Raw genomic sequence first — 12,667 nt, 5'->3', positions numbered from 1 at the left:
TATGCAAGCAGTAAATACAAAATTACCATTTAAAGAAAAGATGCGACTAACTTGGAAGGAAATGAAATTACATAAGCACCATTACATCTTAATGGCACCTTATGTGATTCTTTTTATCCTCTTTACCGTAGTTCCAGTTGTCATGTCTTTAGGTATCAGTTTCACATATTTCAATATGTTAGAAGCACCTCGTTTCATCGGGTTTGATAACTATACCAAATTATTATTAGATGATGAAATTTTCATTATCGCAATTAGAAATACTTTAATCTTAGCGGTTGTCACAGGTCCTGTGAGTTACTTATTAGCTTTCGTCTTTGCATGGTTAATTAATGAACTTAAACCAAAATTAAGAGCCTTCATGACACTTATTTTCTATGCACCTTCGATTTCAGGTAATGCATTCTTAATTTGGTTATTAATCTTCTCAGGTGACTTACACGGTTATGCCAATGCATTTTTAAAAGAATTTGGCTTTATTGATAACCCGATTATCTGGTTAAGAGATCCTGATTATATGTTAATTGTTATTATCATCGTTCAATTATGGTTAAGCTTAGGGGTATCATTCCTAGCTTTCATCGCCGGTTTACAATCTGTCGATAAGACATTATATGAAGCTGGTGCGATCGATGGTATTCAAAACCGTTGGCAAGAATTATGGTTTATCACCATCCCATCAATGAAACCACAGTTATTATTCGGTGCTGTTATGCAGATTACAACGTCCTTAGCGATTGCTGAAGTCTCGATGCAGCTCGTAGGTTTCCCATCGGTCAACTATGAAGGGCATACGATTGTTACCCACTTGATTGACTTTGGTTCCATCCAATTTGACTTAGGTTATGCCTCAGCAATTGCAACTGTGTTATTCCTCATTATGATTGGTGCTAACTTACTCGTCAGAAAAGTTTTAAGAAGGATGGGTGAATAGCGATGAATATCATTCAAAAATGGGCATTCAACAGAAAAATCAAAAAGAAAAAACGTATAAATCGTTCATTAGCAGGTGATATCTTCTTATTTGCATTATTAGCAATCTTCGGATTATTCTCAGCATATCCGTTAATCATGACTGCATCAAATGCATTTAAGCCATTAGATGAATTATTCGTCTTCCCACCTACTTTATTTCCAAGAAACCTTACAATGGAAAACTTTAGAGACTTATCAGAATTAATTGGTAACTCATGGATTCCATTCTCAAGATATTTCTTTAATACAATATTTATTACTTTAACAGGTACAGTTGGACACGTGCTCATTGCATCAATGTGTGCTTATCCACTGGCTAAATACCGTTTCCCAGGTAGAAATATCATTTTCGCACTTGTTGTGTATTCATTAATGTTCGCACCTCAAGTAACTGCGACACCAAACTACATGATCATTTCATGGATTGGTTTAATTGATACACCATGGGCAATCATTTTACCGGCGATTGCATCTTCATTAGGTCTATATTTAATGAAGCAATTTATGGAACAAATTCCATTCGAACTTGTTGAATCAGCAAAAATCGATGGTGCATCAGAATATCGTATTTTCTTCCAAATCGTTATGCCACTTGTTAAACCAGCTTGGTTAACATTAATCATTCTGTTATTCCAAAGATTATGGACAACAGATGGTGGTACATACATTTTCTCAGAAGAATTAAAACCTTTAAGTTATGCACTTCGTCAAATCGCTCAAGGTTCAATTGAGCGTCAAGGTACAGTGGCGGCTGTAGCTTTCATTATGATGATCGTACCAGTGACTTTCTTCATCATTTCTCAATCAAGAATTGTTGAAACATTCAGTCACTCAGGTATGAAGTAGGAGGTCACTTATGAAATTATTTGTTTGGATCTCATTATTACTTACATTACCTGTAAACTTCACAGTAGCCCGCTATAACTACTCATATTATGGTGATGTGATTCATTCAGCACCAGGCTTTACATTTGCACAATACTTTAATGCAACAACACTTGGTTTAAATGTTAACAATCAATTTACTCAACCAGAAGACTTAATTGTTTATGGTGACCAAATTTATATTGTGACATCAGGTGACTCAGCGTTATATATCATCAATGATCGTTTTGAACTTCAACTTAGAAAAACATCATTTGATTTATCAGCTGAATTAGAAACTCAGTTTATTGAAGAAGGTAAAGTCGTTGCACCTCAAACTTTAAACAAACCAAGAGGTATTGATGTTAAAGATACAGGTATCTACATTGCAGATACAGATAATAAGCGTATCTTAAAATTAAACTTTGATTTAGAAATTGTCATGATTGTAGATTCAATCGATGACGTTACATTTGAATCAGTGGAATTTGAACCTGCAAAAATTACAACCGACTCAACAGGTCGTATGTATGTTGTTGCAAGCAACATCTATGAAGGTATCTTAGAACTTGATACCGATGGTTCATTCAACCGTTACACTGGTGTTAACCCAATTACATTAACACCACTTGAAATTTTCCAACGTCAATTTATGACAGAAGAACAAATTTCAAAACTAGAAAGATACTTACCAACTGAATATACAAACGTTAACATGAGTGATAAAAACTTCATTTACTCAACAAGTTTACCTTCAGCGAATAATGACTCAAATATGATTCAATTAATTAACCCTAAAGGTATTGACGTGTTAAAACGTAATGGATATCACATTCCAAAAGGTGACATTCAATTCGTAGTTGGTATGAATAACTATGTCATTGATGGTCCTTCAAGACTCGTTGACGTTGCACTTTATAAAGATGGTATTTATACTGTCTTAGACACTAAACGCTCAAGATTATTCACATATGATAGTGAAGGTAATCTCCTTTACATCAATGGTGATGCAGGTAACCAATCAGACCGCTTCTCAGAAGGGGTAGCACTTGATTATCTAAAAGACCGTTTAGTTGTGCTTGATCGCCAATTAAATCAAGTAATTGTTTACGAACACACTGAATTCGGTAATAAAGTTAATGAAGCTATTGGACTTTATGAACGTGGTGAATTCGAAGCAGCAGCAGTTATTTGGGAAGAAGTTCTAACCTTAAATACAAACTATGAAATTGCATATAACGGTATTGGTAAATATTATTTACGTACCGGTGAATTTGATAAAGCAATTGAATTCTTTGCAGTAGGTAAAGATAAATTCTATTACTCAAAAGCTTTCAAACAATACAGAAACCAAATAATTAAAGATAACTTCGGTTACATTATCGGAGCGATTCTACTAATACCTATTGGAATTACAACATATAGAGTCGTCAAAAAGGTTAGAAAGGGGGATGAGTTGGAATGAAAGAAAAACTAGCGTTAGTTTTTAATGACTACATTAAATTCCCAGCGTTCATCCTTACCCACCCATTTGATGGTTTTGATGATCTTAAAACGCAAAAGAAAGGTAAACTTTCAGTTGCAATCATCTTTATGGTGCTTTATGCACTTCTAAGAATCTTCACATATCAATATGAAGGATTCCTAATTAACGAAAGAAATCCACTAAACTTAAACAACTTACAAGAAATTTTATCTGTTGTTTTAATTGTTGGACTATTCGTTACTGCTAACTGGTCAGTAACAACATTAATGGAAGGTAAAGGTAAGTTCAAAGAAATCTTTATCGTTACAGGATATGCATTATTCCCATTAATCATTATTGGTTTCCCAGGGTTAGCATTATCAAACTTTTTAACATTAGAAGAAATGCCATTCTATACACTTTTAATGGGTATCGCATACTTCCTTACAGGTTGGATGCTTTTCATGGGTATTTTAAATATTCATGAGTATGGATTATTTAAGACAGTATTAGCGTTCATTGCAACTATCGTTTCAATGCTTGTCATGATTTTCTTAGGCTTACTATTCTTTGATTTAATTCAACAATTTATTGCATTCATTACAGCCATCATAGAAGAATTGGGGTTAAGACGATGAAGACATTTTTTAAGAAACATTATATGAAATTAATCATTGGTGTCTTAGCTGTTGCATTATTCACATTTGCATTAATCGGTATTCCTTTTGAAAAACAAAGTTATGCTTATTTAGATACAGATGTGTTTACTAAAGAAGGCTTTATTGATGCAAATGATTTATCAGACAAAAATAAAGTTGTTGGTGAAAATGAAAACTTTATCCTGTATATTGATGAAACAACATCATATATTCGTGTTGTTGATAAGGCAACAGGCTATACATGGTATTCAAACCCAACAGCGAATGATACAAGACCTTTAACAACAAATGCAGCTAAATGGAGACAAAGTTCTACACTAGAAATTACATTCTATAATCCACGTGGTTCAATTGGTACAATGAATAATTTCCGTATGTCAATTAACCACCCAGAATCGGTATTAAATGCTGCAGGTATTCGTTCATACTACATCAAATACGGTGTAGATTCTGTGCAAATTTTATATCACTTAGTTGACCTCGAAATTTCACATTTATACTTCCCAAAAATGATTAGCAAAGAACAAATGGAAAGTTATGATCCAGTAGACCAAAAAGAATTACAAGATTATGCATACACTGGTTTTGATGCCGATTGGGATGCATATGTAATTGCTAACTACTCATCAAATATGACCAACAACGTTAAGAGAAGATTATATAAGATTCTCTATGGTAATGATCAACATCCAGGTTATGGTTATACACTAGAACGTGCGCAAGAAGAAAATGCAGCATATGGTGTTGAGGAAGTCGTAGAAAAAGCAGAATTTGAAATCGCAATTGAAGTTAAATTATTACCTGAAGGTATTTCAACAAAAATCATTCGTGATTCAATCAAAGAAACTTTAGGTCGTATTAATGAAATTACACTATACCCATTATTTGGTACAGCACATATGCTTAAAGATGGTGAAGCATCAGAAGGTTATTTAGTTGTTCCAGATGGTAGTGGTGCAGTCATTGAATTTAATAATGGTAAGGTTCAACAAAACGTATACCGTAAACGTGTTTATGGTCAAGACTTAGCACAAATGCCTTACGCGATGGCTGAACAACAACAAAAAATAAGCATACCACTCTATGGTATGGTTAAAGATGAAGGTGCCTTTGCAGCAATCATCACAGAAGGTGATGCAATGGCAACAATCTCTGCCGATATCTCAAATCGTGTTGACTCATACAACAAGATTTATACAACATTCACGATTAGAGAAGTTGAAGCTGTAACTTTAGGTTCTGGCTTTAATAAATACGGTATCAACTTGTTAACAGAAGAAATTGCAAACACTGATTTTGAAGTATCTTATTTCTTTTTAAGTGGTGCAAACAAGAGTTATGTTGATATTGCAAACGTATACCGTAACTATTTAATCAACAACTTAGGATTAGATAGTGTTGATGAGACAACTAAAGCAATCTTAACAGTTGAATTATTAGGAGCTTATGATAAACGTGATTTCTTCCTAGGAATTCCTTATCAAACACTTGATTCATTAACAACATTTGATCAAGCAAAATTAATTATTGAAGAATTAATGAACCGTAATGTAACAAATATGAATATTTCATATCTTGGTGCTGCGAACGGTGGTCTTACAAACCAATTATTTGACAGAAATGATATACCAAATGTATTAGGTGGACGTGATGGTTTTGTTGCATTAAACGAATACTTAAAATCTAATGGTATTGAACTCTATCAAAATGCAAACTTTGCATCAAGCAAAGGATTCCGTGGTGCATTTGATGAATTCATGTATAATGCAAAACGTATCCGCGGTGCACAAGCAATGTACTTTGGATATCACTATCCTTCACGTCTTGCTTATGATGAGTTTGATGCATCAAAAGAACTTTCACAAAATCTATTGAACCCACTTTATTATCAAGCTGTGTATGATGCATTTAATAAACAAGGTGTAACTGATGGCTTACTCTTAAGTTTAATTGGTTCAAGTTTAGTTGGAAGTTATGAACGTGACTTAACATTATATAAACAAGATGCATTAAGAATCCAACAAGATTTCTTAGCAGGTGTTTCACAAGACTTAATGTTGTCAAATCCATTAGGTTTTGCGATGCCTTATGCATCATTTATTAGTGATTTACCAACTGCAACAACACTTTATGCATTAATTGATTATCAAATACCTTTATTACAACTGATCTTATCAGGCTTAGTTGATTACTCACCAGTATCAATTAACTTAACAAGTGATAGAAGTCCACAATATCAATTCTTAAAAGTGTTAGAAACAGGTTCAAATCTCAAGTACACATTATCTTATGATAGTTCACTTGAGTTATTAAATACAGATCACAATCAATATATGTCAACCCATTATGTGAATTGGTTAGATACCATTCAATCAGAAATGGCAACTTTAAATTCATTAAAGATTGCAGAAGGTAGACTTGTTGGTCACAGAAAAGTAAAAAATAACGTTTACGAAGTTACATATTCTAATGGTTTAATCTTACTCATTAACTATAATGTCTTTGATGAAACCTATAATCTGTATGAAATTCCAGCGATGAGTTTCTTCGTGGTACAGGAGGCTCAATAATGCAAGCACAACAATTGAATGCACCTAAAAAGAAGTTACAATTGACTTATGATCAACAAAAGACAATTTGGGCAATTATCTTCTTATTACCATGGTTAGCAGGACTTATCCTATTATTCTTAAAACCATTTATTGAATCTCTTCGATTCTCATTCTTCAACTTAACACCACAAATTGGTTATATTGCAGAAGAGTTCGTTGGATTTGAAAATTACTTATTCGCACTGAATAGCCACACAACAACTAACTCAAGTTTTAGATTAGAAATTTTAAATACAATGTCAGATGCATTATTTAATCTGCCTGTACTTCTTATTTTCTCACTCTTTATCGCGGTACTCTTAAACATGAAGTTTAAGGGTCGCGGTGTTGTACGTGCGATCTTCTTCATCCCAGTTATTTTAAACTCAGTTGCAGTAACTGCTGCACTAGGTGGTGGGGATGCAATTAGCCAAATTTTAGAACAACAAGGTATTTCAAAACTATTTGATTTAGAGTTCTACCTATTATCTGGTGGTATTCCTGATTTCTTAGTTGGGTTCATTGTTGGGTTAATTGGCAGAATTTATGATATCTTAGCATTATCAGGGGTACCAATCTTGTTATTCTTAGCAAGTATTCAATCTATCCCAGGTCATCTATATGAAGCAGCAAAAATTGAGGGTGCAACACCGTATGAAATGTTCTGGTTAATTACGTTACCAAACGTTACACCACACATCATAACAGTTACGATTTATGCACTCGTTGATACCTTTATGACTTCAACAGTATCAACAATTATTTCAGATACACTTGCTAAACAACAATGGGGCTTAGCATCAGCAATGGCTTGGATTTATGTTGGTGTTGTCTTACTCTTACTTGTTGTGATCTTCATCCTAGCAAAAATCTTTAAGATTGGAGACTCACACTATGAACATTAATCTGAATGCCAATCTAGAGACAGGTATCTTAACATTAACAGACGAAAGAAAAAGAAAGTCAGCTGCAATCAGAAGAACAAGAAAGTTCCAAGCAATTTTAATTTCAATTCTTCGTGCAATTATCTTAGGTGGACTTTGCTTCGTCATCCTTTATCCAACAATTCAACAAGTCTTACTTGCACTTCGTGCACCAGGAGACGCAAATGACCCTTCAGTTATTTGGATTCCAAAAAACTGGTCACTTATGAACTTTGAAATTGCATCAATTGCAATGCACTACTGGAACGCACTACTTAATACAATTAAGTTATCAGCAGTTTCAATGGTTCTACAACTTGCATCAACAGCACTTGCTGGTTATGCATTCTCAAGATTAAGATTTAAAGGGTCAAACATTTTATTCATCTTTGTATTAATTACAATCATCTTGCCACCTCAAGCTTTATCACTTGCTCAATATCTCTACTTTAGAGATATCCAATTAATTGGTAAAGAATCATCCATTTATTTAATGAGTGGACTTGGTATGGGTATTCGATCAGGTATCTTCATTTATATCTTTAGATCATTCTTTAAAGGTCTTCCAAAAGAATTAGAAGAAGCTGCTCAAATCGATGGTGCAAACGTCTTTAGAATTTTCTGGAATGTTATGTTACCAAATGCTCGTGGTGCGATTGTAACTGTCAGCTTATTCGCATTCGTATGGCAATGGAATGATACTTACTTCGTTAAAATCTTCGAAGTTGCAAAAGAAGAGTTCCCAATCCTTACAATGGAATTATTAAACGTCGCAGAAAACGTCAGAGTTGCCTTGTTCTATACCGGTGGTCTTGAACTGATCGGTCAAGAAATTTGGTCAAACCCATTATTCCTTGCAACAATTTCTAACGTATCTGCCTTATTAATGATGCTGCCACTCTTAATTATGTACTTATTCGTACAAAAACAATTCGTTGAGTCTATTGAAAGAACAGGTATCGTCGGCTAATGAAAACATATGAAAGTTCACTTTATCAAAAACTAAATACTGTTGCCGATTGGATTTTACGACTTGTACTTATCAATATTCTGATCATTTTATTTAGTTTACCAATCGTCACAATGTATCCTGCATTACTTGCAGGGTACAAACTCTTTACGCATTACTTAAATAAACGTGAAGTACCAATTATTAAAGGTTTCTGGAATTTCTTCAAAGAAGATTTTGGTAAAAAGTTACAATTAGGTTTCTTACTTGCTGGTGCTATGGTAATAGGTATCATCAATATGACAATCTATACAGATTACTTAAACCTTAACTCAGATATCTTTTCACTGATTGGTTATTATGTCATGATCATCTTAGTTGTAGCAGCAGGGTTTACAATGCTCTACACATTACCAATTATGATTACGTATCCAAAAACTGAAACTTGGTTAATTATTAAGTTTGCGTTCTTCCTAAGTGGAAAATATATTTTAAGAACTGTCCTTGCAGTCTTAATTCTACTTGTTCCATTTGCGTTACTTTTAACGCCAATTACGATTGTATTCTTCGTAATTGCAGGTATTTCAATCCCAATGCTACTTTATGCATTATTATTTAAAAAAGTTACATTATTTATAGAAAGTCTGGATAAGAAAAATGATTAAATTAGGTATTGACCGAATTGATGAATTTAAAGCATTATTTGAAGGTAAAAAGGTTGGTTTAATTACCAACCCAACTGGTGTTGATTCCAATTTGGTCCATACCGCTGATATCCTTAAATCTAAGGTGAATTTAACAAAACTCTATGGACCTGAACATGGTATTTTTGGTAACGCAGAGGCAGGCGAACATGTCGAAAGTTACCTTGATGAAAGATTAGGTTTATATGTCTACTCACTATATGGTAAGACCAGACGCTTATCAAAAGAAATGTTAGAAGATGTTGATGTGCTTTGTTATGACATCCAAGATGTTGGATTAAGATTTTATACATACATTTATACAATGGCCTATGCGATGATGGCGGCTAAAGAATTTGGACTTAAGTTCGTAGTCTTTGACCGCCCTAATCCGCTCGGTGGTATCAAGGTTGAAGGTAATTTGTTAAACCTTGAATACCGTTCATTTGTTGGATATTACAGTATCCCACAAAGATATGGTCTAACTGTTGGCGAACTTGCACTTTTATTCAATAAAGAATTCAAAATTGGTTGTGACTTAACTGTCATTCCAATGGAAGGTTACGATCGCAGTAAAGATTATTTATCAAAAGATTTACCTTGGCTCGCACCAAGTCCAAATCTTCCAACACATGATTCAGCATACCTTTATGCTGCAACATGTGTCTTCGAAGGGACAAACGTTTCAGAAGGTCGTGGAACAACAAGACCATTCTCAATTGTTGGTGCACCATTTATTAATGCATTTCTCCTTGCAGATAAGGTTAAAGCACTTAATTTACCTGGTTTAAAAGTTCGACCAATATTCTTTACACCAACGTTTTCAAAACATCAAGGTGTGTTGAGTCAGGGAATTGAACTTTTCCTTATGGACAAAGAAACAATCCGTCCGATTGAGGCAGGTTATCAAATTTTAAGAATTATTCAAAATGATTATCCTGAATTTGAGTTCCGTGAACCTTGGAGAGAAGGTCAAAAACAAATGATTGATCTCTTAACTGGTAACGATGACTTACGAATGGGTAAAAAATTGGAAGAAATATTTGAAAGTTTCAAAAAAGATCAACTAGAATTTATCAAAATCAAGGAAAGGTATCATCTGTATGCGTGAACTAAAAAGCTTAACTCAAAGAGAAAAAATTGGACAATTAATTATGGCAGGGTTCCATGGAACTGAAGTCACAAAAGAATTAGAAAACTTAATTAGAGAGTATAAAGTAGGTAACATCTTACTCTTTACTAGAAATGTTCAATCAGCAGCTCAACTTTATAAACTTAATCAAGATCTTCAAAGAATTGCGATGGATGCATTAGGCATGCCTATGTATATTTCTATCGACCAAGAAGGTGGTATGGTTACACGTATTTTCGATGATGCAACATTCTTCCCTGGTGCCATGACAATGGCAGCAACTTTTGATTCAAAGAATGCGTATAACCTAGGAGATTTGATGGGTAAACAACTCATTTCACTAGGTATTAATATGAATTTAGCACCAGTACTTGATGTGAATAGTAATCCTAAAAACCCTGTTATTGGTGTAAGAAGTTTCAGTGATAAACCAGAAATGGTATCAGAATTTGGTATTGCAAATATGAAAGGTATGCAAAATCACGTTGTAGCAACTGCTAAGCATTTCCCAGGTCATGGAGATACTTACCTTGACTCTCATTTAGCATTACCAACAGTAACTAAACCATTATCTGAACTTGCTAAGTTTGAATTCAAACCATTTAAAGCAGCAATTGATGCAGGTATTAAAGCAATTATGTCAAGTCATATTAACTTCACTGCATTAACTGAAGACGGCTTACCAGTCACATTATCAAAGAGAGCTCTTCAAGGTTTACTACGTGAAGAAATGGGCTTTGAAGGTTTAATTGTGACAGATGGTATTGAAATGAAAGCAATCCACAATCATTGGGGTGCAATTGAAGCAACTTTAATGAGTGTGAATGCTGGTGCAAACCTTGTATGTATCTGTCATGATATGCCATATCAAATTGGTGCATCTGATCGTTTAATGCAAGCACTAGAAACTGGTGAATTATTAGAATCAACACTTGATGAACGTGTTGAACGTATCCTTAAATTCAAAAGTGAATTAACTGTTAACTTGGTTGATTCATATGAAACTGTAAAAGCGACTGTTGAAGATCAAAACTCTAAACAATATGCTAAACAAATTGTAGAAGATGCAGTGACTTTAATTAAAGGTGACACTTTAAAATTAAAAGATAAAGCTTTAATGATTGCAACACTTCCAATTGCAACAACGATTGCAGATGAAGCAGACTTTAACTCAGCTTTAGGTAAAAAGATTAAAAATGCATTACCTAACCTTGATTTAGTTGAAATTGGTATTACACCAAGCGAAGAACAAATCAATCAACTTGTGGATCAAGCTAAAGGTTATGATCAAATTATCTTTACATCATACAATGCAAATGTATATCAATCTCAAATTCTTTTAATGAATGCATTAAATGAACTGGGTATTGAATTACATGTACTTGCTATGAGAAATCCATATGATTTATATTATGCAAAAGGTATTAAAAACTATGTTGCATTCTATGAATACACACCAAACTCAATCGAAGCATGCATCAAGTACTTAAAAGGTGTTTTAATCCCTAAAGGAAAGGCACCTATTGCATATGAGTAAAAAGTTTATTTCAGTTGATAGTGGTGGTACAAAAACACTTGGTATCATCTATGATGAAGTGGGTAATGAATTAAAATCATTTACAACCTCTCAATCAAACTTCGCAGTCAACTTAGATAACGCAAAAAATGAAGTACAAAAGGTATTAGATGAGTTAACTTTAGGCCAGTCAATTGATATGATTGTCATTGGTGCAGCAGGTTACTCTAGAATCCCAGATATCAAAGCATATGAGAAAGCACTTGAAGAAAGATATCAAACAGCAGTAAAGATTTATCCTGATGCCTACTTAGGTTTATACGCTAACTATGATGATAAATATCCTTTTATCTATCAAGTTGCAGGTACAGGCTCGATTTCTTATGCGATTTATGAAGGTAATGTACATAGATTTGGCGGATATGGACATATCTTTGGTGATTATGGTTCTGCATATTCAGTTTCAATTAGACTTCTAAATGAAACAATGGAAAGAATCGATGCACTCAAAAAACCTAATCCTGTTCAAAAGAAAGTATTAAAACAATTAGGTTTAAAAACTAGAGAAGAAATTATTGGATTTGCGCATAAAGAAACAAAACAAGTGATTGCAGGTATTGCAAGATTGATTGATAAAGAATCAAACCATGCATATGTGCAAAAGCTTTACTTAAAAGAAGCTAAAGTAATGTTATCTATGATTGAAAAAATCATTAAGACACTTAAAATCAAAGATACTTTCAAACTTGTGCTTCGAGGCGGTTTCATTCAAAATGCAAACGGCTTGAAGGGTCAACTTCTAAACTTATTAAATCAAAAAAATATCAACTTTTTATATGAAACGGGTACGCATGAACCAGTATATGGTGGTTATAATTTAGCTAAAGCGTACATGAGAAGGGATGGTTAA

General features: G+C 33.7%; 11 protein-coding genes. All 11 read left to right on the top strand.

Going from position 1 to position 12,667, the window contains the following annotated elements:
- The first annotated feature begins 40 nt into the window (after positions 1 to 40).
- The 11 genes from JV173_RS04490 to JV173_RS04440 are packed head-to-tail and all read left to right on the top strand — an operon-like array spanning position 41 to position 12,667.
- A complete protein-coding gene (locus JV173_RS04490; protein ID WP_372433662.1) occupies positions 41 to 934 on the top strand; it encodes a carbohydrate ABC transporter permease in 894 nt (297 codons plus the stop codon).
- 2 nt (positions 935 to 936) lie between these two features.
- The gene (locus JV173_RS04485; protein WP_205735093.1) at positions 937 to 1,821 is read left to right on the top strand and encodes a carbohydrate ABC transporter permease; all 885 of its coding nucleotides are present in this window, start codon (positions 937 to 939) and stop codon (positions 1,819 to 1,821) included.
- A gap of 10 nt (positions 1,822 to 1,831) precedes the next feature.
- Entirely contained in the window at positions 1,832 to 3,304 is a 1,473-nt protein-coding gene (locus JV173_RS04480) for a hypothetical protein (RefSeq protein ID WP_205735092.1), read from the top strand.
- Positions 3,301 to 3,942, top strand: a complete 642-nt coding sequence (locus JV173_RS04475) for a YIP1 family protein (RefSeq protein ID WP_205735091.1) — start codon at positions 3,301 to 3,303, stop codon at positions 3,940 to 3,942. The genes JV173_RS04480 and JV173_RS04475 overlap by 4 nt, the downstream gene beginning before the upstream one ends.
- Positions 3,939 to 6,533: a DUF5696 domain-containing protein gene (locus tag JV173_RS04470; RefSeq protein WP_205735090.1), complete on the top strand. Its 2,595-nt coding sequence runs from the start codon at positions 3,939 to 3,941 to the stop codon at positions 6,531 to 6,533. Before JV173_RS04475 ends, JV173_RS04470 begins: the two co-directional genes overlap by 4 nt.
- The gene (locus JV173_RS04465) at positions 6,533 to 7,459 is read left to right on the top strand and encodes a carbohydrate ABC transporter permease (protein ID WP_205735089.1); all 927 of its coding nucleotides are present in this window, start codon (positions 6,533 to 6,535) and stop codon (positions 7,457 to 7,459) included. The genes JV173_RS04470 and JV173_RS04465 overlap by 1 nt, the downstream gene beginning before the upstream one ends.
- On the top strand, positions 7,449 to 8,447 hold the full coding sequence (locus tag JV173_RS04460) for a carbohydrate ABC transporter permease (protein ID WP_205735088.1): 999 nt from the start codon (positions 7,449 to 7,451) through the stop codon (positions 8,445 to 8,447). The genes JV173_RS04465 and JV173_RS04460 overlap by 11 nt, the downstream gene beginning before the upstream one ends.
- Complete coding sequence (locus JV173_RS04455; RefSeq protein WP_205735087.1) at positions 8,447 to 9,091, top strand: DUF624 domain-containing protein; 645 nt, start codon at positions 8,447 to 8,449, stop codon at positions 9,089 to 9,091. The genes JV173_RS04460 and JV173_RS04455 overlap by 1 nt, the downstream gene beginning before the upstream one ends.
- Positions 9,084 to 10,220 (top strand): exo-beta-N-acetylmuramidase NamZ family protein, encoded by a 1,137-nt coding sequence (locus tag JV173_RS04450; RefSeq protein WP_205735086.1) that lies wholly within the window; start codon positions 9,084 to 9,086, stop codon positions 10,218 to 10,220. Before JV173_RS04455 ends, JV173_RS04450 begins: the two co-directional genes overlap by 8 nt.
- Positions 10,213 to 11,778 carry a beta-N-acetylhexosaminidase gene (gene nagZ, locus JV173_RS04445; RefSeq protein ID WP_205735085.1) on the top strand — a complete coding sequence of 522 codons (1,566 nt, stop codon included), beginning with the start codon at positions 10,213 to 10,215 and terminating at the stop codon, positions 11,776 to 11,778. Before JV173_RS04450 ends, nagZ begins: the two co-directional genes overlap by 8 nt.
- Complete coding sequence (locus JV173_RS04440) at positions 11,771 to 12,667, top strand: BadF/BadG/BcrA/BcrD ATPase family protein (protein WP_205735084.1); 897 nt, start codon at positions 11,771 to 11,773, stop codon at positions 12,665 to 12,667. The genes nagZ and JV173_RS04440 overlap by 8 nt, the downstream gene beginning before the upstream one ends.

The organism is Acholeplasma equirhinis, from assembly GCF_017052655.1.
Lineage (GTDB): Bacteria > Bacillota_I > Bacilli_A > Acholeplasmatales > Acholeplasmataceae > Acholeplasma > Acholeplasma equirhinis.
Note: the sequence above shows the minus strand (reverse complement) of the source record. Positions and strands in the feature narration are given on the sequence as shown.

Bases quoted from the DNA above. Each gene is read 5' to 3' on its own strand.
- JV173_RS04490 (WP_372433662.1), top strand. From the start codon at position 41: ATGCGACTAACTTGGAAGGAAATGAAATTACATAAGCACCATTACATC.
- JV173_RS04485 (WP_205735093.1), top strand. From the start codon at position 937: ATGAATATCATTCAAAAATGGGCATTCAACAGAAAAATCAAAAAGAAA.
- JV173_RS04480 (WP_205735092.1), top strand. From the start codon at position 1,832: ATGAAATTATTTGTTTGGATCTCATTATTACTTACATTACCTGTAAAC.
- JV173_RS04475 (WP_205735091.1), top strand. From the start codon at position 3,301: ATGAAAGAAAAACTAGCGTTAGTTTTTAATGACTACATTAAATTCCCA.
- JV173_RS04470 (WP_205735090.1), top strand. From the start codon at position 3,939: ATGAAGACATTTTTTAAGAAACATTATATGAAATTAATCATTGGTGTC.
- JV173_RS04465 (WP_205735089.1), top strand. From the start codon at position 6,533: ATGCAAGCACAACAATTGAATGCACCTAAAAAGAAGTTACAATTGACT.
- JV173_RS04460 (WP_205735088.1), top strand. From the start codon at position 7,449: ATGAACATTAATCTGAATGCCAATCTAGAGACAGGTATCTTAACATTA.
- JV173_RS04455 (WP_205735087.1), top strand. From the start codon at position 8,447: ATGAAAACATATGAAAGTTCACTTTATCAAAAACTAAATACTGTTGCC.
- JV173_RS04450 (WP_205735086.1), top strand. From the start codon at position 9,084: ATGATTAAATTAGGTATTGACCGAATTGATGAATTTAAAGCATTATTT.
- nagZ (WP_205735085.1), top strand. From the start codon at position 10,213: ATGCGTGAACTAAAAAGCTTAACTCAAAGAGAAAAAATTGGACAATTA.
- JV173_RS04440 (WP_205735084.1), top strand. From the start codon at position 11,771: ATGAGTAAAAAGTTTATTTCAGTTGATAGTGGTGGTACAAAAACACTT.